At 67.7% G+C, this 20,746-nt stretch carries 20 protein-coding genes and 3 pseudogenes; 12 read left to right on the forward strand and 11 right to left on the reverse strand.

Features of this window, described 5'->3' with window-relative positions; genetic code table 11:
- The first annotated feature begins 92 nt into the window (after window positions 1-92).
- Entirely contained in the window at window positions 93-887 is a 795-nt protein-coding gene (locus IPJ61_RS17195) for a DeoR/GlpR family DNA-binding transcription regulator (RefSeq protein WP_297110476.1), read from the forward strand.
- Here IPJ61_RS17195 and IPJ61_RS17200 read toward each other — a convergent pair.
- The 3 genes from IPJ61_RS17200 to IPJ61_RS17210 are packed head-to-tail and all read right to left on the reverse strand — an operon-like array spanning window position 884 to window position 2,860.
- Window positions 884-1,849, reverse strand: coding sequence for a ketose-bisphosphate aldolase (locus tag IPJ61_RS17200; RefSeq protein WP_297110479.1), 966 nt, complete (start codon window positions 1,847-1,849; stop codon window positions 884-886). The two genes, IPJ61_RS17195 and IPJ61_RS17200, sit on opposite strands and share 4 nt — an antisense overlap.
- Entirely contained in the window at window positions 1,849-2,493 is a 645-nt protein-coding gene (locus IPJ61_RS17205) for a class II aldolase/adducin family protein (protein ID WP_297110482.1), read from the reverse strand. The genes IPJ61_RS17200 and IPJ61_RS17205 overlap by 1 nt, the downstream gene beginning before the upstream one ends.
- A 10-nt stretch (window positions 2,494-2,503) precedes the next feature.
- Window positions 2,504-2,860 (reverse strand): FGGY-family carbohydrate kinase, encoded by a 357-nt coding sequence (locus IPJ61_RS17210; RefSeq protein ID WP_297111009.1) that lies wholly within the window; start codon window positions 2,858-2,860, stop codon window positions 2,504-2,506.
- A gap of 311 nt (window positions 2,861-3,171) precedes the next feature.
- Here IPJ61_RS17210 and IPJ61_RS22340 point away from each other — a divergent pair.
- Window positions 3,172-3,642: pseudogene (locus IPJ61_RS22340) on the forward strand (ISAs1 family transposase); the annotation flags it as partial.
- Between the two features lie 50 nt (window positions 3,643-3,692).
- Window positions 3,693-4,136 (forward strand): ISAs1 family transposase, encoded by a 444-nt coding sequence (locus IPJ61_RS17215; protein WP_297110484.1) that lies wholly within the window; start codon window positions 3,693-3,695, stop codon window positions 4,134-4,136.
- Between the two features lie 7 nt (window positions 4,137-4,143).
- Here IPJ61_RS17215 and IPJ61_RS17220 read toward each other — a convergent pair whose 3' ends face one another.
- Both IPJ61_RS17220 and IPJ61_RS17225 read right to left on the reverse strand, forming a co-directional pair.
- Window positions 4,144-4,524, reverse strand: a complete 381-nt coding sequence (locus tag IPJ61_RS17220; protein ID WP_297111012.1) for an FGGY-family carbohydrate kinase — start codon at window positions 4,522-4,524, stop codon at window positions 4,144-4,146.
- Window positions 4,525-4,554: 30 nt separating this feature from the next.
- Window positions 4,555-4,833, reverse strand: a pseudogene (locus tag IPJ61_RS17225) (FGGY family carbohydrate kinase); the annotation flags it as partial.
- Between the two features lie 67 nt (window positions 4,834-4,900).
- Here IPJ61_RS17225 and purB point away from each other — a divergent pair.
- The 3 genes from purB (at window position 4,901) to IPJ61_RS17240 (ending at window position 9,440) form a co-directional block, all read left to right on the forward strand.
- On the forward strand, window positions 4,901-6,331 hold the full coding sequence (gene purB, locus IPJ61_RS17230; protein ID WP_297110488.1) for an adenylosuccinate lyase: 1,431 nt from the start codon (window positions 4,901-4,903) through the stop codon (window positions 6,329-6,331).
- Between the two features lie 162 nt (window positions 6,332-6,493).
- Window positions 6,494-8,029 (forward strand): Re/Si-specific NAD(P)(+) transhydrogenase subunit alpha, encoded by a 1,536-nt coding sequence (locus tag IPJ61_RS17235; RefSeq protein WP_297110491.1) that lies wholly within the window; start codon window positions 6,494-6,496, stop codon window positions 8,027-8,029.
- 7 nt (window positions 8,030-8,036) lie between these two features.
- On the forward strand, window positions 8,037-9,440 hold the full coding sequence (locus tag IPJ61_RS17240; protein WP_297110496.1) for an NAD(P)(+) transhydrogenase (Re/Si-specific) subunit beta: 1,404 nt from the start codon (window positions 8,037-8,039) through the stop codon (window positions 9,438-9,440).
- A gap of 97 nt (window positions 9,441-9,537) precedes the next feature.
- On the opposite strand, the gene IPJ61_RS17245 is transcribed toward IPJ61_RS17240, so the two are convergent.
- The gene (locus IPJ61_RS17245) at window positions 9,538-10,197 is read right to left on the reverse strand and encodes a calcium-binding protein (protein WP_297110499.1); all 660 of its coding nucleotides are present in this window, start codon (window positions 10,195-10,197) and stop codon (window positions 9,538-9,540) included.
- A gap of 174 nt (window positions 10,198-10,371) precedes the next feature.
- On the opposite strand from IPJ61_RS17245, the gene IPJ61_RS17250 reads away from it, so the two are divergent.
- Window positions 10,372-10,761 (forward strand): pilus assembly protein, encoded by a 390-nt coding sequence (locus IPJ61_RS17250; RefSeq protein WP_297110502.1) that lies wholly within the window; start codon window positions 10,372-10,374, stop codon window positions 10,759-10,761.
- On the opposite strand, the gene IPJ61_RS17255 is transcribed toward IPJ61_RS17250, so the two are convergent.
- Genes IPJ61_RS17255 through IPJ61_RS17270 form a run of 4 tightly spaced genes read right to left on the reverse strand, consistent with a single transcriptional unit; the run spans window position 10,739 to window position 13,899 of the window.
- Entirely contained in the window at window positions 10,739-11,614 is an 876-nt protein-coding gene (locus tag IPJ61_RS17255; RefSeq protein WP_297110505.1) for an amino acid ABC transporter permease, read from the reverse strand. The two genes, IPJ61_RS17250 and IPJ61_RS17255, sit on opposite strands and share 23 nt — an antisense overlap.
- A complete protein-coding gene (locus IPJ61_RS17260) occupies window positions 11,611-12,258 on the reverse strand; it encodes an amino acid ABC transporter permease (RefSeq protein WP_297110508.1) in 648 nt (215 codons plus the stop codon). Before IPJ61_RS17260 ends, IPJ61_RS17255 begins: the two co-directional genes overlap by 4 nt.
- A 39-nt stretch (window positions 12,259-12,297) precedes the next feature.
- Window positions 12,298-13,119 carry a glutamate ABC transporter substrate-binding protein gene (locus IPJ61_RS17265; RefSeq protein ID WP_297110511.1) on the reverse strand — a complete coding sequence of 274 codons (822 nt, stop codon included), beginning with the start codon at window positions 13,117-13,119 and terminating at the stop codon, window positions 12,298-12,300.
- Window positions 13,120-13,146: 27 nt separating this feature from the next.
- Entirely contained in the window at window positions 13,147-13,899 is a 753-nt protein-coding gene (locus IPJ61_RS17270; RefSeq protein WP_297110514.1) for an amino acid ABC transporter ATP-binding protein, read from the reverse strand.
- 96 nt (window positions 13,900-13,995) lie between these two features.
- On the opposite strand from IPJ61_RS17270, the pseudogene IPJ61_RS17275 reads away from it, so the two are divergent.
- Window positions 13,996-14,832 (forward strand): annotated as a pseudogene (locus IPJ61_RS17275) (phosphoribosylaminoimidazolesuccinocarboxamide synthase); the annotation flags it as partial.
- 28 nt (window positions 14,833-14,860) lie between these two features.
- Here the strand turns inward: IPJ61_RS17275 and IPJ61_RS17280 are convergent.
- The gene (locus tag IPJ61_RS17280) at window positions 14,861-15,886 is read right to left on the reverse strand and encodes a LacI family DNA-binding transcriptional regulator (protein WP_297110517.1); all 1,026 of its coding nucleotides are present in this window, start codon (window positions 15,884-15,886) and stop codon (window positions 14,861-14,863) included.
- Between the two features lie 165 nt (window positions 15,887-16,051).
- On the opposite strand from IPJ61_RS17280, the gene IPJ61_RS17285 reads away from it, so the two are divergent.
- The 4 genes from IPJ61_RS17285 (at window position 16,052) to IPJ61_RS17300 (ending at window position 20,744) form a co-directional block, all read left to right on the forward strand.
- The gene (locus IPJ61_RS17285; protein ID WP_297110520.1) at window positions 16,052-17,110 is read left to right on the forward strand and encodes an autoinducer 2 ABC transporter substrate-binding protein; all 1,059 of its coding nucleotides are present in this window, start codon (window positions 16,052-16,054) and stop codon (window positions 17,108-17,110) included.
- Between the two features lie 68 nt (window positions 17,111-17,178).
- Window positions 17,179-18,690, forward strand: coding sequence for a sugar ABC transporter ATP-binding protein (locus IPJ61_RS17290; protein WP_297110523.1), 1,512 nt, complete (start codon window positions 17,179-17,181; stop codon window positions 18,688-18,690).
- A 1-nt stretch (window position 18,691) separates the two neighbouring features.
- Window positions 18,692-19,702 carry an ABC transporter permease gene (locus IPJ61_RS17295; RefSeq protein ID WP_297110526.1) on the forward strand — a complete coding sequence of 337 codons (1,011 nt, stop codon included), beginning with the start codon at window positions 18,692-18,694 and terminating at the stop codon, window positions 19,700-19,702.
- Window positions 19,703-19,715: 13 nt separating this feature from the next.
- Window positions 19,716-20,744, forward strand: coding sequence for an ABC transporter permease (locus tag IPJ61_RS17300; protein WP_297110529.1), 1,029 nt, complete (start codon window positions 19,716-19,718; stop codon window positions 20,742-20,744).
- Window positions 20,745-20,746 lie beyond the last annotated feature (2 nt).

The following is a 20,746-nucleotide window of genomic DNA, read 5'->3' on the forward strand; positions in this document are numbered from 1 at the left end:
GCCGCAACCCGAGGCCCGGCCCCGTGAAGGGGTCGGGCCTTGCGGTCTCCCGGGTTTGCGGTTGTTTGCGTTTCCCCGGGTAGGGTGCCCGCATGACACAGGGTTCGCCGATCCTTCCCGCCTCGGTGCGGCGCGAGCAGATCGTCTCGATCGTGGAGCGGCAAGGCTTCGCGCGGGTCACCGAGTTGAGCCGCGCGTTCCAGGTCTCGGAGGTCACCATCCGCACGGACCTCGACGCGCTCGCGGTGGCGCACGTCATCGAGCGGGTGCACGGCGGCGCCGTCGCTGGCCACCGCGCGTTGGCGACCGAACCGGCGCTGGAACTCGCCATGACGCGGGCCACGAGCGAGAAGCGCAGGATCGGGCACGCGGCGGCCGCGATGGTGACGAGGGACCAGTCCGTGCTGATCGACGCGGGCTCCACGACCACCGCCGTCGCCCGCGCGCTGCTGGCGCGCGACGACCTGTCGGGCGTCGTCGTCTTCACCAACTCGCTTACCATTGCTTTCGAATTCGAGCGCGGCGAGCAGCAGTTCACCGTCGGCGTGACCGGCGGGACGGTGCGGCACAAGCAGCACTCGCTCGTCGATCCCCTCGGCGACATGTTCATGGGGCTGATCCGCGGCGACATCTGCTTCATCGGCTGCAACGGGGTGTCCGCGGAGGGCGTCACCAACTCGTCGATGCCCGAGGTGATCATGAAGAAGCGCTTCATGGAGTCGTCCCGCAAGCGCGTGCTCGTGGCCGACAGCACGAAGATCGGCCGGACCCAGCTCGCCCGGGTGGCCCCGCTCTCGGACATCGATCTGTTGATCACCGGAGTGGAGACCCCCGAGGCGAACCTCGAGCCGATCCGCGAGGCAGGCGTCGCGGTCCAGCAGGTCTAGGCCCATGCCTTTCCAGCCGACCCGAACTCCCGCATCCGCAGCGCCACCATGTCGCGGAACGCGGCCATCGCCGGGCGCAGCTGCTCGCTCGGCTCGACGACGGCGGGCTGGGTCGCGAGGAACTCTCGCAGGGCGGCGCTCCACGCGAGGTGCGAGTCGGTGCCCTGATTGATCTTACGGATCCCGGACGCGATGCCCCGCCGCTTCTGCTCCAGCCCGATCCCGTACGACGGCGTCACCGCGCCGCCGTGGGCGTTGATCGTCGCGACCGCGTCGGCCGGAACCGACGACGACCCGTGCAGCACGAGGTAGGTGTCGGGGAGGCGCTCCTTGATCTGCTCGATCAGCCCGATCCGCAGCCGCTGGCCGCCCGCGGCGTCGGTGAACTTCACCGATCCGTGGCTGGTCCCGACGGCGACCGCGAGCGCGTCGACCCCGGTCTCGGCGACGAAGCGCTCCGCGGTGTCCGGGTCAGCGAAGACGATCTCCTCGACGATGCCCTTGATGCCCGCCTCGGCGCCGCCGACGGTGCCCAACTCGCCCTCGACGCTCACGCCTGCTGCGTGGGCCGCCTCCACCACGCGCAGCGTGAGCGCGCGGTTGGCCTCATAGCTGGCAGGCTCGTCGGTTTCTGGGTCGCGGCTGGCGTCGATCATGACGCTCGAGAACCCGGCGGCGATCGCCCGGAGGCAGTCGTCGTAGGTGCGCCCGTGGTCGAGGTGCACGCAGGCGGCGACCTCGTCGTAGTCGGCGACGACGGCGCGCAGCTGGCGCCACCAGCGCGCCTCCGAGGAGTACGGCGACATGCCCGAGATCGCCTGCACGATCACCGGCGACCGCTCCGCCGTCGCCGCCTCCATCACCGCCACCGCCTGCTCGAGGCTGGACACGTTGAAGGCGCCGACGGCGTAGCCGCCGTCCTCGGCGTCGGCGAGGAGCTGCCGCAGCGTTCGGATGCCCATCAGAGCGTGTGATCGATGCCGAGCTTGTCGAACTCGAGCACGATCGGGCTGGGGGTGATGGCGCGGGCATAGGCGAGCACCTTGGCCGCGGACTCGACGGCCACGCTGGTCTTGAACGCCGTGCGCAGGTCGGGGCCGACGGTGAGGAGGCCGTGATTGGCCCACACGACGGCGTTGAGGTCGCCCATGACGTCGCACATGTGGTCGCCGAACACCGCGTTGTTGCTGAGCTCGAACGGCATGATCGGCACGTCGCCCTTGGTGTAGATGACCATGTTCACCAGCGTGCCGAGGATCGGCTCGCCGACGACCCCCCACACGTTGGCGAAGACGGGCTCGGAGTGGACGATCGCCTGGACGTCGGGGCGACGCTTGTAGACCGCGACGTGAACGGTGACCTCCGAGGAGGGCTCAAGGTGGCCGTCGAGGACCTCATAGCGGTCGTTGACCAGCACGATGTCTTCGGGACTCATTTTGTCGTACTCGAGGTCGGTCGGCGTGATCAGGAAGAGGTCCGCGTCGCCGGGGACGCGGATGCTGATGTTGCCCTGGGTATTGAAGTTCAGCCCGTACTCCATGGAACGCAGGCAGTAGGCAAGGATCTCCTCGCGGGCCTTGGCGATGTCGAACGACGGGTCGATCATTTTGTCTCCTCTAGATGTGGATGTGGGTGGAGGGATTGGGGGTGATGTGCGCCGTCGCCTCGCGCAGCGCGACGTAGGCCGCCCGCTGGGCCTGGTACCACGCGAGGTGCCCGGGCTCGGGGGTCAGCGGCGTGGACGCGCGGTCGAGCGTCCCAGCGAAGGCTTCGCCCAGACCGACGGCGCGCGCCGCCAGGAGCGCGGCGCCGCGGCAGGAGGCGTTCTCGGCGGCGACCGCCAGCGGCCGCCCGAGTGCGTTGGAGCGCGCCTGCAGGGCCGCGGTGTTGCGCCCGCCGGTGCCTGCCACGACGAGGACCCCGGGGGCAACGCCGTGGGACTCGAACGCGGCCGCGATCTTCGCGAACTCCAGGGCCGAGGCAGGGCCCCGGCAAGGTTGTTGAGGATGCTCCTGGCTAGGGGTTTTGCTGGGTTTGTCGGCGTGTCGTGGACCAAGAGACGCGGTCTTCGGGTTGAGATCGGGGTGTCAACCCATCCGTTCTCGTCTCGAAGGACCGCGTCCAGTGACATCTTCCCTGTCACGGCCGCCCATGTCGAACCTGGCATGCCGCACGCCGTTAACATCCTCGAACTACTCACCCAGGTCCCGGCCCCGGCATCGGCGCGGTCGGCGGCATCGGCTGGAGGTGATCCTCACGCTCGCGGTTGCTGCCGTCGCGGCCGGTGCCGAGTCGCTGGTGGATCTGGGACTGGGCTCAAGACCTCGGCCCAGCCCTGCTGCGACGGGTGCAGATGTCGACACCGATCCCGTCGGAGAGCACGATCCGTCGGGTGCTGGAAGCCTGCGATCCGGTCATGTTCAACCTGCTGTGCGGTGCCTGGATGCGACAGCGCCACACCGGGGTCGGCGGAGCCCGGGCGGTCGCGGTCGATGGTAAGACGCTGCGCCGATCCGGCGGGACCGATGGTTGCCTACCGCATCTGGTCTCGGTGCTCAGTCACGACACGGGCCTGGTACTGGCCCAGGCACGGGTCGATGCCAAGACCAATGAGATCCCGGCATTACGGGATCTACTAGGCACGATGGACCTGACCGGAGTGATCGTGTCCGCGGATGCGCTCCATACGCAAACCGCCACGGCTACCTTCCTCACCGACAACGGCGCCGACTTCGTCTTCACGGTGAAGAAGAACCAGCCCACCCTGCCAAGCAGATCGCCGCCCTGCCCTGGACCCGGATACCAGTGGGCTGTACTACCACCGAAGTCGGTCATGGCCGCAAGGCCACCCGCACCGTCAAAGCGATCGAGGTGCCGGCCTGGATCGACTTCCCTGGGGCCAGGCAGGTGTTGCAGGTCCGCCGTACCACCACCCGTAAAGGCAAGCGCAGCGTGGAAGTGGCTTACCTGATCTGCTCCAAGCCGATGTCACAGGCACAGCCTCGCGTCGTGGCCAACTGGGTGCAGCATCACTGGGGAATAGAGAACCGCCTTCATTGGGTCAGGGATGTCACTTTTGACGAGGACCGCTGCAGGGTCCACACCGGCACCGGCGCCGAGATCATGGCCACCCTCCGCAACATCGCCATCAGCCTGCTACGTCTGGCAGGCTGGGACAACATCGCCGCTGGCCTACGCTATATCTCCCGAGACATCAACCGGGCCGCCGACCTGCTCCTGACAACGTGAGATAGGACTATGCCGGGACCCTGAGGGCCGAGGCCTCGATGAACGCGCGCGCGAGTTCGGGGAGCGTCGTCTCGAGGGTCAGCCCGTGGACGGTGCCGGTGGCGGAGGGATCGTTGTCCAGGGTGCCGGAGCCGCGCAGGTACGGCACCACGAGCAGCGGCGGCGGATCGGGGCTGAGATCGTCGAACACGTCGCCGACCCGCTCCCGCCCGACGATGCGCGTGAACCACTCGAGCGCCCACCCGCCGGCGGCCGTGCCCGCCAGCGTGATCCACGTCTCGTCGTCGATGGGGTAGGTGGCGAAGCCGGTGCGGTCGAAGCCCAGCGGCCGCGCGGCCGAGCCGACGGTGAAGCAGTCCGAGGAGCCGAGGCTGATGCAGGAGCGCACCCCAGGGCCGCCTCCGATGCCGAGGTACGCGGCGGCCTGGTCGTGCGTGCCCAGCGCCACAACGACGTCAGGCCGGAGCCCCAGACGCTCCGCCGCGGCCGGCCGCAGCGTGCCGACGGCGCTGCCGCTGGGCCCCGGACGGGGCAGTCGGTCCGCGGTGAGCCACGGCGCGAACGGGGCGATGGCTCCGAGAAGGTCCTCGCTCCAGGCGCGGCTGTCGATGTCGAGGACGCCGGTGCGGGCGGCCATGCCGTAGTCAGTGGCCGTCTCGCCGGTCCAGCGCCGGATGAGGTAGTCGCCGACACCGAGGTAGCGCGCCGCGGACGGGTGGGCTCACGGCCCGGCTCGTCGCGCAAACGCCAGTAGACTCCGGCCCATGAGCGTCCCCAATGTCCTTGCCAACCGCTATGCCTCCGTGGCCATGCGCGATATCTGGGCCCCGGAGGCCAAGATCGTGGCCGAGCGTCGGCTGTGGCTCGCCGTGCTTCGCGCCCAGCGCGACCTCGGCGTCGACTTCGGCGGGGCAGACCCCGACGAGGTGATCGCGGCCTACGAGCGTGTGATCGACGATGTCGACCTCGAGTCGATCAACGAGCGTGAGCGGATCACGCGGCACGACGTGAAGGCACGCATCGAGGAGTTCAACGACCTCGCGGGCTTCGAGCACATCCACAAGGGCATGACGTCGCGGGACCTCACCGAGAACATCGAGCAGTTGCAGGTGCTCGGTTCGCTGCGCGTGATCCGCGTCCGTGTCGTCGCCGCGCTCGCGCAGCTGTCGCGGCTCGCGGTGCAGTACGCGGACCAGCCGCTGACCGGCCGCTCGCACAATGTGGCCGCGCAGCTGACGACGCTCGGCAAGCGGTTCGCGACCGCAGCCGATGAGCTGTTGGTCGCGCTGGCCCGCCTCGACGACCTCGTCGGCCGCTACCCCGCGCGCGGCATAAAGGGCCCCGTCGGGACCGCGCAGGACATGCTCGACCTCCTCGGCGGCGATGCCGCGAAGCTGGCCGAGCTGGAGCGCGGGATCGCCGAAGAGCTCGGCTTCGCCCAGGTCTTCACATCGACGGGCCAGGTGTACCCCCGCTCGCTCGACTACGACGCGGTCAGCGCGCTGGCGCAGATCTCCGCCGCGCCGTCAAACGTGGCAACCACGATTCGCTTGATGGCCGGCATCGAGCTGGTCACGGAGGGGTTCAAGGAGGGGCAGGTCGGCTCGTCGGCCATGCCGCACAAGATGAACACGCGTTCCTGCGAGCGCGTCAACGGTCTCGCGGTGATCGTGCGCGGCTACGTGTCGATGGTGGGCGAACTGGCCGGTGACCAGTGGAACGAGGGCGACGTGTCCTGCTCCGTGGTGCGCCGCGTCGCGCTGCCCGACGCGTTCTTCGCGCTCGACGGGCTGTTCGAGACGTTCCTGACGGTGCTCGCCGACTTCGGCGCCTTCCCTGCCGTGATCGAGGCCGAGCTGTCCCGCTACCTGCCGTTCCTCACCACGACGAAAGTGCTGATGGCCGCTGTCCGCAAGGGCGTGGGCCGCGAGGTCGCCCACGAGGCGATCAAGGAGCACGCCGTCGCCGTCGCTCTCGGGTTGCGCAAGGGCGCGAAGGAGAACGACCTGCTCGCCCGCCTCGCCGCCGACGACCGCCTGCAGCTCAGCCGTGAGGAGCTCGACGCGCTGGTCGTCAGCCCGCTGGAGCTCGCGGGCACGGCGCAGGACCAGGTCGCGCGCGTCGCCGAGCGCGTGGCGGTCGTCGTCGCCTCCGATCCCGAGGCAGCCGCCTACCGTCCCGGCGCCGTCCTCTGACCCGCCGCCCCGGTCGGTCTCCCACTCTCGCTCGGACACAGATCTTTCTATGCGGGGAGCCAGCCCTTTTCGGGCGGCCTCGCCGTAGAGAGATGTGTGTCCGAGACTCGCACCAGTCGACCCCGGTGAATCTGTGAGAAGGGCACCCGATAGGTTCTCTTTATGCGAATCGGCATCCCCTTGGAGGTGGCTCCCGGCGAGAACCGGGTGGCCGCGACACCCAGAACCGTCACTCAACTCATCGGCCTCGGCTACGACGTCCTCGTCGAAACCGGGGCCGGCGCCCGGGCGGCCCTTCCCGACGAGGCCTTCAGCGAGGTGGGCGCCGCGATCGGCACCACGGCGGAGGCGTGGGCGTCCGACGTCGTGCTGGCCGTCAACCCGCCCACGGACGAACAGATCGCCGCGCTGCGGCCCGGCGCCGTGCTCGTCGCGTTCCTCTGGCCGCGGCAGAACGCCGCGCTGACCGAGAGGCTCGCCGCCCGCGGCGTCACCGCGCTCAGCATGGACATGGTGCCGCGCACCAGCCGCGCGCAGGCCCTCGACGCGCTCAGCTCGATGGCCAACATCTCCGGCTACCGCGCCGTCGTCGAGGCAGCGCACGCGTTCGGGCGCTTCTTCACCGGTCAGGTCACCGCCGCGGGCAAGGTCCCGCCGGCGAAGGTGCTCGTCGCGGGCACCGGGGTCGCTGGCCTGGCCGCGATCGGTGCCGCGAACTCGCTGGGCGCCATCGTCCGCGCCACCGACGTGCGTCCCGAGACGGCCGAGCAGGTCGAGTCCATGGGCGCGACCTTCCTCCACGTCGACACTGCTGACCAGGGCGTCAGCTCCGACGGCTACGCGAAGGAGGTCGGCGCCGACTACGCCGCGAAGGCCGCGCAGCTGTATGCCGAGCAGGCCGCGGACGTTGACATCATCATCACCACCGCAGCCATCCCCGGCCGCCCCTCGCCGAAGCTGGTCACCGCCGATATGGTCGCCACCATGCGCCCGGGATCGGTCATCGTCGACCTTGCTGCCCTCGGCGGCGGCAACTGCGAGCTGACGAGGCCCGGGGAGACGTACGTCACCGACAACGGCGTGACGATAATCGGCTGGACCGACCTCGCGAGCCGCCTGCCCGGCCAGTCCTCGCAGCTGTACGGAACCAACCTGGTCAACGCGCTGACCTTGATGACGCCGCAGAAGGACGGCACCCTCGTCCTCGACTTCGACGACGAGGTGGTCCGCACCATGACGACGGTGCGCGATGGCGAGATCACCTTCCCGCCGCCTCCCATCGAGGTCTCGGCGGCCCCTGCACCCGCAGCGACACCCGCCCAGGTGGAGCCGACGCCCCCGAAGCCGCCGCGCCCGTGGTGGCACCAGGTGGTGCTGGTCGCCGTCGCGGCGCTCGTGATGATCGGCGCCCTCACCGTCGCCCCTTCGAGCTTCGTCGGCCTTTTCGGCATCTTCGCGCTCGCGGGCGTCGTCGGCTACTACGTGGTCTGGAACGTCACTCACGCCCTGCACACCCCGCTGATGAGCGTCACCAATGCCATCAGCGGCATCATCCTCGTGGGCGCCATGACGCAGCTCGCCAGCGACAACTACGCCGTGAAGATCGTCGCGTTCGTCGCCGTGCTGCTCGCCTCCATCAACGTGTTCGGCGGCTTCACCGTGACCGCGCGCATGCTCAACATGTTCAAGAAGGGCTGAGTCCGCCATGCTGACGAACTTCATCAACGCCACCTACATCGCCGCCGGGCTGATGTTCATCCTCGCACTCGCGGGGCTGTCGAAGCACGAGACGGCGCGAAAGGGCAACGTCTACGGGATCATGGGCATGGTGTTCGCGGTTGTGGCCACCAACTTCGCCATCGCCTACCGCGACTACGCCAACCACAACCTTCAGCCCGACGCCGCGGTCATGCTCTACGCGGCGCTCTCTATCGGCGCGATCATCGGCATCTGGAAGGCCCGCAAGGTCCAGATGACCGGCATGCCGGAGCTCATCGCGCTGCTGCACAGTTTCGTGGGCGCTGCGGCCGTGCTTGTCGGCTTCAACGTCCACCTCGACCATCCGAACGCCGACGCGCTGCACATGATCGAGGTCTACCTCGGCATCTTCATCGGCGCCGTCACGTTCACGGGCTCGCTCGTGGCATGGGGCAAGCTCAACGGCAAGGTGAAGTCTAAGCCGCTGACTCTGCCAGGCCGCCACTGGCTGAACCTCGTCGTCGTCGTTGCGCTGGTGCTCCTCGGCTGGTGGTACCTCGCCACCGGATCGATCATCCCGCTGGTGATCGCCACCGTGCTTTCGCTGCTGCTCGGCGCCCATCTCGTCGCGGCGATCGGCGGCGCGGACATGCCCGTGGTCATCTCGATGCTGAACTCGTACTCCGGCTGGGCGGCCGCGGCCAGCGGCTTCATGCTGGACATGACCGTCCTGATCATCACGGGTGCGCTCGTCGGCGCGTCCGGCGCGATCCTCAGCTACATCATGTGCAAGGCGATGAACCGCCAGTTCGTCTCCGTCATCCTCGGCGGGTTCGGCGACGCCGTCGCCACCTCCGACGGCGGTCCCCAGGGTGAGCATCGCGAGGCCTCGCGGCAGGACGTCGCCGGCCTGCTCGCGGAGGCGAAGAACGTGATGATCGTCCCGGGCTACGGCATGGCCGTCGCCCAGGCGCAGCACGCCGTAGCCGACCTGACGGAGCGGCTGCGCCGCGCGGGCACGAAGGTCGGCTTCGGCATCCACCCCGTCGCCGGCCGCCTGCCCGGGCACATGAACGTGCTGCTGGCCGAGGCCCACGTCCCGTACGACATCGTCTACGAGATGGACGAGATCAACGAGGACTTCGACGAGGTCGACGTCGTGCTGGTCATCGGCGCGAACGACACGGTCAACCCGGCCGCCATGGAGCCGGGATCGCCGATCTCCGGCATGCCTGTCCTGCGCGTCTGGGAGGCGGGCACCGTCGTGGTGTTTAAGCGCTCGATGAGCGCGGGCTACGCCGGCGTGCAGAATCCGCTGTTCTTCAACGAGAACTCGGTGATGTGCTTCGGCGACGCCAAGGAGACCGTCCAAGCGATCGTCGAGGCGCTCCCCGCGCCCGCCCAGGTTTAGGGGAGCACTGATCAATCGGGCACCGGCTGCGGCGCACCAGCGCAGAACGGCCGCCCGCCCCGAACCGGGGCGGGCGGCCGTTCGTCGGTGCAGGGGATCAGTCGTCGTAGCCGTAGCGATCGTCCCAGCGGTCCTCGACGCGGTCGGAGGCCGAGCCCTGGACGAGGATGTCGGTGCCGGCGCCGCCGCTCAGCTTGTCCTTGCCCGCATTGCCCTCGATGAGGTCGTGGCCGGCCTGGCCGGAGAGCCGGTCGTCGCCGCGGCCACCCTCGATGTGGTCGTTGCCGGTGCCGCCGTAGACGACGTCGTTGCCGGAATCGCCGTCGATCTCGTCGTGGCCGGACTCGCCGCGGATGGTGTCGTTCCCGGAGCCGCCGTCGATGTCGTCGTGGCCGGAGCCGCCGCGGATGTTGTCGTTGCCGGAATCGCCGTCGATCTCGTCGTGGCCCGAGCCGCCGTCGATCCAGTCGTTGCCGCTGCCGCCCTCGATCTCGTCGCTGCCGGAGCCGCCGCAGATGACGTCGTTGCCGCCGCGGCCGTCGATCTCGTCGTTTCCGCCGCGGGCGACGATGACGTCACGGCCTGAGGTGCCGCGGATCTCGTCGCTGCCGTTGGTGCCGACGATGGTGGCCTTGTGGCCGTTGCAGGTGTAGGTCGCGGCGTCGGCGGAGAGCGGCGACATGGTCAGCGCTAGTCCGCCGACGAGCGCCGTGGCGAAGCCGGTGGCGGCGAACTTACGCAGTCGGGTGGTGGTCATGAGGACTCCTTTGATCGGGGCGATGTTGCCGTTCGATGGTCATAGTCCACAGGGGGCTCGTGAGAACCCAGTGAGTGCTGAATGAGAGTCTTCTCATGAGTTGTCCACAACGTCGACGGGCGTGCTGTACCGCTGTGAGTTTCCTTGGTTGAATGGCCCAGGGAGGGAAGAACCATGGGGAAGGGTGAGCGCGGGGCCGCGCTGTCGGTGTGGACGGCGGTCATGCTGCCGGCGTTCATCATCGCCGTCGGTCTCGGCGTCGACTTCGCCGGGCACGCCGCCGCAGAGCAGGAGGCCCGCGCCGTCGCCGGCCAGGCGTCCCGGGTCGCGACGCACCAGACGACTCTGACGGCGGACGGACCGTCGATCGACGTCGACGCCGCCAAGCGGGCGGCAGTGGACTACGCCGCGGCCGCCGGCTGGGACGCGAGCGTGACGATCAGCGGCCAGGCGGCGGAGGTCACCCTCGCCGGCGCCTACGAGACCCGGTTCCTCGGCCTCATCGGTATCCGCAGCGTCGACGTCGAGGGCACGGCGTCGGCTACGGCTGTTCAGTCGGGGTAGGGGCGGCGACGGCCATCGCGCCGGCCCGAGGTCCCGAGCGGCGCGCGAGCCAACGCGCGAACGCGGACAGCGAGAAGTTCACCGCCAGGTAGGTGAGCAGGACCACGATGAAGATCGGGAACGAGTAGCGGGTCGACCCGTAAAAGTCCTTCATGTAGCCCGACACGCGCAGGATCTCCGGGTACGACACCACGTACCCCAGCGAGGTGTCCTTCAGCAGCACGACCAGCTGCGCCACGATGATCGGCAGCATCTGCCGGAGCGCCTGCGGGAACTCGACGGTGATGCGGGTCTGGAGTGAGGTGAGGCCAAGGGAGAGGCCTGCCTCGCGCTGGCCCCTCGGCAAGGCCGACAGCCCTGCGCGGAGCGCCTCGCCGATGATCGCGCCGTTGTAGACCGTCAGTGCCAGCACCACCGCGGTGTAGCCGCCGGTGCCCAGCGCCAGCAGGATGAATAGCATCATCAGGAGCACGGGCATGCCGCGGAAGAACTCGAGGATGACGGCCGCGGGGACGCTGATCCAGCGCTGCGGTGCGGTCCGGGCGAAGCAGAGGACGACGCCGAGGATCAGCGAAAGCACCGCGGCGAGGGCCGCGGCGCGCAGCGTGCCCATCACCAGGCCCTCGAGTATGAGCCGCCGCCACACCTGCGGGTCGCCGAAGATGTCCCAGCGCTCCGGACTCCACAGCCCGGTGAGCGTCGTGCCGTTGACGGTGACGCGCGGCTGGCCGAGCGCCCACAACAGCCAGATGACGGCGCCGCCGATGACGACCGCGGCCACCACCGACACGATGCGTGACAGCCGACGCGCCTTCGGACCCGGGGCGTCGTAGAGGACGGACGAGGTACTCATCGCTGCATCGCCACCCTCTGCTCGATCCGCGCCGCGATCTGCCCCAACGGGATGGTGATGACGAGGTAGCAGGCCGCGATGCCGAGCAGGACGGCGATGACGGCGTTCCCGTGCTGGTTCGCGAGGCCCTTTGACACATAGAACAGCTCGATGACGGCGAAGCCACCCGCGACCGACGTGTTCTTCGTCAGCGCGATGAACACGTTGATCATGGGAGGAACCACCATCCGCAGCGCCTGCGGCAGGACGATCAGCTGCACCGTCTGCCCGAAGTTGAGGCCGACGGAGCGCGCCGCCTCTGCCTGGCCGATGGGGACGCCGTTGATGCCTGACCGGATCGCCTCCGCCACGAACGCCGACGTGTACAGCGAAAGCGCGATGAACGCACCCAGCTTCGTCGGGATGCGGATCTGCAGCGCGGGCAGCACCACGATGATGAAGAAGAACACCAGCGTGAGCGGGGTGTTGCGCATCAGCTCCGTGTACCCGACGGCGACGGCGCGAAGGCTGCCGATCGGTGAGATCCGCAGCAGGGCGACGAGGGTGCCGAGAAGGAGGGCGCCGAGGCCGCCCATGGCCAGTAGCTCAAGGGTGCCTCTGAACCCCAGCCAGTAGGTGTCCAGGTTGGACAGCACGGCGTCCATGGGTGCGCCTCCTCTCAGCTCCTCGTCGCAGGAAGGGAATCAGTAGCGGTTGACGGGCGGCGGCTCGGGCGTCGGCAGCACCGTGCCCGCCGTGTTCTCCCACGCCTTCGCCCAGGAGCCGTCCTTGTAGGAGGCCTCGAGGACGTCGTTGATGAAGGTGCGGAAGTCGTCGTCGCCCTTCTTCAGGCCGATGCCGTACGGCTCCTCCGTGAACGTGTAGTCGATGACCTCGAACTCGTCCGGGTTCTGGTTGACGAGGCCCGCGAGGATCACGTTGTCGGTGGTCAGCGCCTGCGCGTCGCCGTTGCGGATCGGCTCAAGGCAGTCGGAGTACTTGTCGAGCGTGAGCACCTTGTCGGTGAACTCCTTGATGTTCTTCTCCGACGTCGACCCCGTGACCGTGCAGATCGTGTTGTCGCCCAGGGTCTCGGTGCTGACGATGCCGTTCGGGTTGCCCTTCGGCACCAGGAACGACTGGCCGGCGATGTAGTACGGCCCGGCGAAGTCGATGACTTCCTTGCGGGTGTCGTTGATGGTGTAGGTGGCAACGACGATGTCGACCTGGCCGTTCTGGATGAACGGCTCGCGGTTCTGGGAGACGGTCTCGACCCACTTGATCTTGTCTGCCGGGATGCCGAGTGCCGTGGCGACAAGCTTGCCGATCTCGACGTCGAAGCCCTCTGGCTTGCCGTCGGCTCCCACGAGCCCGAAGAGCGGCTGATCGAACTTGGTGCCGATCGTGATGGTGCCGGCCTCGGACAGCCGCGTCTTGGTGTCCACCTCCTTGTCTGCCCCGCAGGCCGTGAGGGCGAGCGCGGCCGCGAGTGCGACGGCGCCACTGGCTAGTGCGAACCTCTTCATGGTGTATCTCCGTTCTCGTGGATGGACTTAGGACAGAATCTTGGAGAGGAAGTCTTTGGCGCGATCGGACCGCGGGTGGGTGAAGAACTCCTCAGGGGTAGCCTCCTCGACGATGGCGCCGTCGGACATGAACACGACGCGGTCCGCGGCCTTGCGGGCGAACCCCATCTCGTGGGTGACAACCACCATCGTCATGCCGCTACGGGCGAGGCCGATCATGACGTCAAGCACCTCGTTGATCATCTCGGGGTCGAGCGCGCTGGTGGGCTCGTCGAGCAGGATCAGCTTCGGGTCCATGGCCAGCGAGCGCGCGATGGCGACGCGCTGCTGCTGGCCGCCGGACAGCTGTGCGGGCAGCTTCTTCGCGTGATCCGCCACCCCGACCCGGGCCAGAAGCTCCATCGCCCGCTTCTCGGCCTCTGCCTTGGGGGTCTTGCGGACCTTGATCGGGGCCAGCGTCACGTTCTCGAGCGCGGTCTTGTGTGCGAACAGGTTGAAGGCCTGGAACACCATGCCGACGTCGCTGCGGAGCTTCGCGAGGCCCTTGCCCTCCTGGGGCAGCGGGATGCCGTCGATCAGGATCTCGCCCGAGTCGATGGTCTCCAGACGGTTGATGGCGCGGCACAGCGTCGACTTGCCGGAGCCCGACGGGCCGATCACCACGACGACCTCGCCCTTGGCCACGTCCAGGTCGATGTCCTTCAGCACGTGGTGTTCCCCGAAGTACTTGTTCACGCCTCGGATAGCGATGAGTGGAGCGGGGGAGGTGATCGACGCCATGTTCCACCCTATGCATGCGCCGCAACTGACCACGACGATTTCCGGGAAAGCGTTTCGAATCCGTAACCTGTGAGCGTGAGTCAGTACGGCGATCTTCTGCAGCTACCCCTTCGTCACGCGGGGAAGGTCCGCGAACTCTACGATGTCGAGGTCGACGGCGTCCCGCGCATCCTGATGGTGGCAACCGACAACATCTCCGCGTTCGACTATGTCCTCAGCACGCCCATCCCGGGCAAGGGCGAGATCCTCACGTCTCTCAGCCTGTGGTGGTTCGACCAGCTCGCCGACCTCGTCGACAACCACGTCCTCAGCACCGACGTGCCCGGCTCGGTCGCGGGGCGGGCGACGGTCGTCGAGGCGCTCGACATGGTCGACGTCGAATGCGTCGCGCGCGGCTATCTGACCGGCAGCGGCTGGGTCGAGTACCAGCGGTCGCGCACCGTGTGCGGCATCCCGTTGCCCGAGGGGCTGCGCGATGGCGACAAGTTGCCCGAGCCGATCTTCACGCCCGCCATCAAGGCGCCGTTGGGGGAGCACGACGAGAACGTCGACTTCGCCACCATCGTCCGGCTGCACGGCGAGGAGCTCGCCACCCAGCTGCGCGACCTGACGCTGGCGATCTACGCCCGCGCCGAGCGGATCGCCGCCGAGCGCGGCATCATCCTCGCCGACACCAAGTTCGAGTTCGGCCACCGCGCCGACGGCACGCTCGTCCTCGCCGACGAGGTGCTCACCCCGGACTCGTCCCGCTTCTGGGACGCCGCGCTCTGGCAGCCAGGGGAGTCGCTGCCCAGCTTCGACAAGCAGTACGTCCGCGACTGGCTGCTCAAGGAGTCGGGCTGGGACAAGGCGTCGGACACTCCGCCTCCTCCGCTGCCCGACGACGTCGTGGCCGCGACGCGCGAACGCTACCTGGAGGCGTTGAAGAGGCTCGCCGACTGAGGGCGTCGGGCTCCGGGCGTCACTCATAGGCGCCGCTTGAGCGGCGCACGATCAGCTCGGGAGTGAGCACCACGCGTTGGTGTTCGTGGGCGGTGCCGGTGGCGTGGTCGAGGAGGAGTTCCGCGGCCCGGCGGCCCATTTCGCGGGTCGGCTGCCGCACCGTGGTCAGGGGCACGATCCAGTTCGCGGCGAAGGCCACGTCGTCGTAGCCGACGAGCGCGATGTCCTGCGGCACCCGAACGCCGGCGCGGTCCAGTGCGCGGTACACGCCGAACGCGAGCATGTCGTTGCCGCAGCACACTCCCGTGGGTCGGTCCGCCATGTCCAGGAGCCGAGCCGCGGACGCCTCGCCGCTCTCCAGGTTGATGCCCTCGGAGCGGATGACGACGAGGCTCTCGGGATCCAGGCCGGCCTCAGCCATCGCCAGTTCCATGCCGACGACGCGCTGCTGGAACTGACCGAGGTCCGCGAGGCCGCCGATGAAGGCCAGCCGACGATGGCCGAACTCGATCAGATGCCGGGCTGCTTGCCGTGCCCCCTCGACGTGATCGACGCGGACGGAGCAGGGATGGTCGGGGCTCTCCAGGTCGAGCAGGACGAGAGGCGGGCCGGCCTGCGGTCCCGGGACCGGATTCCTTCCGCCTGCGGGAGTGACGAGCGCACCAGCGACGCGCTCGCTCGCGAGCAGTTCGAGGAGCTGGGTTTCCCGCGCCTGGTCGTTTTCGGAGTTGCACATGATCACGACGTGCCCCAGCGCCGATGCCGCCCGCTCGACGGCGTGGGCCAGTTCCATGAAGAACGGGCTCTTGAGGTCGAGGACGATGAGCCCCAAGGTGGTGCTGGGCGCGCCGGTCAGCACGCGCGCCTGGTTGTTGCGGACGAAGCCCAGCTGGTCGATGGCTTCCATCACCCGTCTGCGGGTCTCCTCGTTCACGCGCTGGGGATGGTTGAGGGTGTTGGAGACAGTCCCGGGCGAGACTCCCGCCATCGCCGCCACGTCGACGATGCGTGCGCGCTCCCCGTTGGGTACGGGGGGGTGTGTCATGTTCCCTACCTAAAGATCACGGAACGGTATCGATCCGCGGAGTGTTGCTGAAATTCGCCTCCTGCTAAGAGTAGTGTCACCTACAGCGCATTAAAGCGTTTTAAGCAGCAGCTGGGGCAGGGCCGCCCCGGTGCTCCACTACAGGGCCTCGAAAGGACGGACTCCATGAAGCGGCGTCTATTCATCAAGATCAACGGCATCGCGGTTGCGGCCGCTGTCGGCCTCAGCGCCTGCAACGACGACACGGCCGCTCCCGGCGGAACCACGCAGCCCACCAACGGCGGCGGCGGTGGTGGCGACAGCAAGCACACCATCGTGGTCGTCCCCAAGGACTCCACGAACCCGTGGTTCGTGCGCATGGAGGTCGGCGTCAAGCGCTACGCCGCCGACACGGGCCTCGACGTCTATCAGAAGGGCCCCGCGACCACCGACGCGACCCAGCAGGCTCAGGTCATTCGTGACCTGATCGCCCAGAAGGTCGGCGCGCTCTGCGTCGTTCCCGTCGACCCGGGTGCCCTTGAGCCGGTGCTCAAGGAGGCCATGGACGCGGGCATCGTCGTCGTCACGCACGAGGGCGCAACGCAGCAGAACACCATGTACGACCTCGAGGCCTTCAACAACTCGGCCTACGGCGGCTTCATCATGGACAACCTGGCCGAGGGCATGGGCGAGGAGGGCCTCTACACCACGATGGTCGGCCACGTCACCAACGCGTCCCACAACGAGTGGGCCGACGGCGGCGTCGCGCACCAGAAGGAGAAGTACCCGAACATGAAGCTGCTCGAGGCGGAGCCCCGCGTCGAGTCGCAGGACGACGGCGAGATCGCGTACCAGACCGCCAAGGAGCTGATCAAGAAGTACCCGGACCTCAAGGGCATCATGGGCACCTCTTCGTTCGACGCCCCGGGCGTCGCGCGCGCGATCGAGGAGCTCGGCCTGCAGGGCAAGTTCTTCACCGCGGGCACCGGCATGCCCGAGGCCAACAAGCAGATCCTCGAGAAGGGCCTCGTGCATGCCCTGACCCTGTGGGATCCGGCCGAGGCAGGCTACGCCATGGCCGAGTTGGCCCGCAGGATCCTCGACAAGGAGCCGATCGAGGCGCCGCTCGACCTCAAGGCCGAGGGCTACTCCGAGGTCAAGTTCGCGGAGGGTAGCGACAAGATCCTCGAGGGTGCCGGCTGGATCGTGATCACCAAGGACAACGTCGACAGCTTCGGGTTCTAGGACCGTCGAACACATCGCCCGTGGGGCCGTCTTTCTTCGGAGACGGCCCCACACCCGATAGGAGAGCAATGGCTGAACCATTCCTGTCGATCCGAGGTCTCACGATGGCGTTCTCCGGCGTGAAGGCTCTCGACCAGGTCGACTTTGATATATACCCCGGCGAGGTGCACTGCCTCGCCGGCGAAAACGGCTCCGGCAAGTCGACGATGATCAAGGTGATCTCAGGCGTCTACCAGCCGACCGCCGGCCAGATCACCATGAACGGCAACACGTACACGAAGCTGACACCCATCGAGGCCATCCACAACGGCGTGCAGGTGATCTATCAGGACTTCTCGGTGTTCCCGAACCTCACGGTGATGGAGAATCTCGCCCTGACCGGTGAGGTCTCCGCGGGGCGCAAGCTCGTCAACTGGAAGAGGTTCCGGCAGATCGCCGAGGAGGCGATCGCGAAGATCAACTTCAAGGTCGACCTGGACGCGCGCGTCGGCGACCTCTCCGTCGCGGACAAGCAGCTCGTCGCCATCTGCCGCGCGCTGCTCACGGACACCAAGCTGCTGATCATGGACGAGCCGACGACGGCGCTCACCCACCGTGAGGTCGAGGCGCTGTTCAAGGTCGTCGCGGACCTGCAGGCGCGCGGCATCGCGATCCTCTTCGTCAGCCACAAGCTGGAGGAGGTCTTCGAGATCAGCGAGCGGTTCACCATCATCCGCAACGGCAAGCTCGTCGTCACGACGGTGCCCTCGGAACTGGACCGCAAGAAGTTCGCGCAGTACATGACCGGCCGAGACTACGACGAGTCGAGCACGGCGCCGACGGGGGAGCCCGGCGACGCGGTCCTCGAGGCGAAGGGCCTCGGGCTGAAGGATGCTCTCTACGACATCAACTTCACGCTCCGCAAGGGCGAGGTGCTGGGCATCACGGGCCTCCTCGGCTCCGGCCGCACCGAACTTGCGCTGACGCTCTTCGGTGTCTTCCCCGCGGACGAGGGCGAGATCCGCGTGAGCGGCAAGCCCGTGCGGTTGAAGGGGATCAGGGACGCGATCGACAACGGCATCGCCTACGTGCCCGAGGATCGGCTGACAGAGGGACTCATGCTGCAGCGCTCCATCGCCGACAACATCGTCATCTCCGAACTCGACCACCTGAGCAACGCCGTCGGCGTGCTCGACGACAAGCGTCGCGCGCAGGAGGTGGAGTTCCGCGTCGACGAGATGAAGATCGCGACGGCGAACCCGTACAACGCGGTCAGTACGCTGTCCGGCGGCAACCAGCAGCGCGTTGTCCTCGCGAAGTGGCTGGCCACGAACCCGGACATCCTGATCCTCAATGGTCCGACCGTCGGCGTCGACATCGGGTCGAAGCGGGTCATCCACCTGATCCTCAACGACCTCGCTGCGCGCGGCATGGGCATCATCGTCATCACCGACGACATCCCCGAGTTGCTGACGGTCTCCAACCGGATCCTGCTCCTGCAGGAGGGGCGCCTCGTCGACGAGATCGATCCGGCGTCGGTCACCGAGGCCGAGATGTCCGCGAAGATCACCGGCGGTTCCATCCACGGAAAGGAGCAGTGACATGCAGGGCATCATCGGCAAACTGCTGCGCGCCAACGAGTTCTACCTGTTCCTGATCATCGTGGTGCTCAGCATCATCATCCAGGCGCGGAGCGGCCAGTTCTTCACGTCGAACAACATGGTCGACCTCGCCAACGCGATGGTCGTGCCCGGTCTGTTCGCGATCGGCGCCTATCTGGTGATCGTCTCGGGCGGCATCGACGTCTCGTTCCCGGCGCTTGCCTCCCTCGCGGTGTACGCCGTGACCCGGTACCTGGTCGACTCGGGGTACCAGGGCAACGTGCTCCTGCCGTTCGTCCTGGTGATGACGCTGGGCGCTTTGCTCGGCGCATTCAACGGCATCTTCACCTCGCGGCTTGCTGTGCCGACCCTGATCATCACGCTGGCGACGCTCAACGTGTTCTCCGGCATCATGCAGGGTGCGCTCTCCTCCGTGCAGATCTCCCAGCTGCCTCCGTCGATGGAGGCGTTCGGCCGCTTGTCGCTGTTCAAGGCGACGAGCTCGACGGGGCTCACCTCATCGATGCCGGCTTCCTTCCTCATCCTGGTCGCCGTGCTGGCCGTCATCTTCTTCGTGATGCGCTACACCATGTTCGGCCGCGGGATCTTCGCGCTCGGCGGCGACGAGTCGTCGGCGATCCGCGCGGGCTTCAAGGTTCGCAGGATCAAGTTCTGGCTGTACGTGATCGTCGGTGTCATCGCCGCCCTCGGGGGCCTGGTCCGCACGACGAGCATGGGCCAGATGCACCCGACCAACCTGCTCGGCATGGAGATGATGGTCATCGCGGCCGTCGTGCTCGGCGGCACCGCCATCACCGGTGGCACCGGCTCGCTCACGGGCGTCATGCTGGGCACGCTGCTGATCGTCATCGTGCAGAACAGCATGATCCTCGTCGGCGTTCCGACGTTCTGGCAGCGCTTCGCGCTCGGCCTCCTGATCATCGCCGGCACCGGTGTGTCGGCCGTCCAGTTGACACGGCGCCGAAAGCGTCAGCGTCTGGTGGCGGAGTGAAAGGACCATTGACATGACCACAACCACCGTCACTCCCACGAAGAAGAAGAGGGTCGGCCTCGGGCTCGACCCGCACCTGCAGCGCCTCGTCCTCATGCTCGCGGCGCTGCTGCTGCTGTTCGCGATCATGAAGACCGACTCGTTCACCCGTGTCTCCACCTGGCAGGCCATGGGCGTCGCGTTCCCCGAGTTCGGGATCATGGCGCTCGGCGTCATGCTCACCATGATCACGGGCGGCATCGACCTGTCGTCGGTCGGCATCGCGAACATGACCGCCATCGCCTCGGCTACTGTGATGCTGACCATCGCCCCTTCCGGCGCGGCCGAGGGCCAGCAGGCGACGGCGGTGCTCGTCGCCATCGTGCTGTCGATCGTGCTCGGCACCCTCGCCGGCGCGTTCAACGGCTTCCTCGTCGCAAAGGTGAAGATCCCGGCCATCCTGGTCACGCTCGGCACGCTCGAGCTGTTCACCGGTATCGCCATCGTGATCACCGCAGGAAAGCCGCTCAGCGGCCTGCCACCCGCTTACAGCGCTCTGCTGGGAGGCAAGATCCTGCGCATCCCCATGCCGCTCATCATCTTCGTCGTGCTCGCCCTGATCATCGGATTCATCCTGACCAAGATGGCATTCGGGAAGAAGCTGTACATGATCGGCAGCAACGCGACCGCGGCGAAGTTCAGCGGCCTGAATTCCGTCAGTCTGCTGGTGCGCACCTACGCCCTCTCCGGGCTCTGCGCCGGCGTCGCCGGCCTGGTGATGATGGCCAACTACAACTCGGCGAAGGCGGACTACGGCGTGACCTACACGCTGTTGACCGTCCTCATCGTGGTGCTCGGCGGCGTCGACCCCAACGGCGGCAGCGGCCGCCTCATCGGCGTCGTCATGGCCATCGCGATCCTGCAGATCCTGCAGTCGGGGCTGAACACCTTCCCGCAGGTCAGCAACTTCTACCTGCCCCTCATCTGGGGCGCGGTGCTGCTTGTCGTGATCAGCACGGGCAACGTCGGGGGCGGGTTGTTCGCCCGCTTCAGGAAGAAGTAGCG

The sequence above is a fragment of the Tessaracoccus sp. genome (assembly GCF_016714275.1).
Lineage (GTDB): Bacteria > Actinomycetota > Actinomycetes > Propionibacteriales > Propionibacteriaceae > Arachnia.

Coding starts and splice junctions, on each gene's coding strand:
- IPJ61_RS17235 (WP_297110491.1), top strand. CDS start 6,494: ATGCGAATCGGCATCCCCTTGGAGGTGGCTCCCGGCGAGAACCGGGTG.
- purB (WP_297110488.1), top strand. CDS start 4,901: ATGAGCGTCCCCAATGTCCTTGCCAACCGCTATGCCTCCGTGGCCATG.
- IPJ61_RS17255 (WP_297110505.1), bottom strand. CDS start 11,614: ATGAGTACCTCGTCCGTCCTCTACGACGCCCCGGGTCCGAAGGCGCGT.
- IPJ61_RS17280 (WP_297110517.1), bottom strand. CDS start 15,886: ATGACACACCCCCCCGTACCCAACGGGGAGCGCGCACGCATCGTCGAC.
- IPJ61_RS17260 (WP_297110508.1), bottom strand. CDS start 12,258: ATGGACGCCGTGCTGTCCAACCTGGACACCTACTGGCTGGGGTTCAGA.
- IPJ61_RS17295 (WP_297110526.1), top strand. CDS start 18,692: ATGCAGGGCATCATCGGCAAACTGCTGCGCGCCAACGAGTTCTACCTG.
- IPJ61_RS17205 (WP_297110482.1), bottom strand. CDS start 2,493: ATGATCGACCCGTCGTTCGACATCGCCAAGGCCCGCGAGGAGATCCTT.
- IPJ61_RS17200 (WP_297110479.1), bottom strand. CDS start 1,849: ATGGGCATCCGAACGCTGCGGCAGCTCCTCGCCGACGCCGAGGACGGC.
- IPJ61_RS17195 (WP_297110476.1), top strand. CDS start 93: ATGACACAGGGTTCGCCGATCCTTCCCGCCTCGGTGCGGCGCGAGCAG.
- IPJ61_RS17290 (WP_297110523.1), top strand. CDS start 17,179: ATGGCTGAACCATTCCTGTCGATCCGAGGTCTCACGATGGCGTTCTCC.
- IPJ61_RS17285 (WP_297110520.1), top strand. CDS start 16,052: ATGAAGCGGCGTCTATTCATCAAGATCAACGGCATCGCGGTTGCGGCC.
- IPJ61_RS17240 (WP_297110496.1), top strand. CDS start 8,037: ATGCTGACGAACTTCATCAACGCCACCTACATCGCCGCCGGGCTGATG.
- IPJ61_RS17270 (WP_297110514.1), bottom strand. CDS start 13,899: ATGGCGTCGATCACCTCCCCCGCTCCACTCATCGCTATCCGAGGCGTG.
- IPJ61_RS17265 (WP_297110511.1), bottom strand. CDS start 13,119: ATGAAGAGGTTCGCACTAGCCAGTGGCGCCGTCGCACTCGCGGCCGCG.
- IPJ61_RS17300 (WP_297110529.1), top strand. CDS start 19,716: ATGACCACAACCACCGTCACTCCCACGAAGAAGAAGAGGGTCGGCCTC.
- IPJ61_RS17245 (WP_297110499.1), bottom strand. CDS start 10,197: ATGACCACCACCCGACTGCGTAAGTTCGCCGCCACCGGCTTCGCCACG.
- IPJ61_RS17250 (WP_297110502.1), top strand. CDS start 10,372: ATGGGGAAGGGTGAGCGCGGGGCCGCGCTGTCGGTGTGGACGGCGGTC.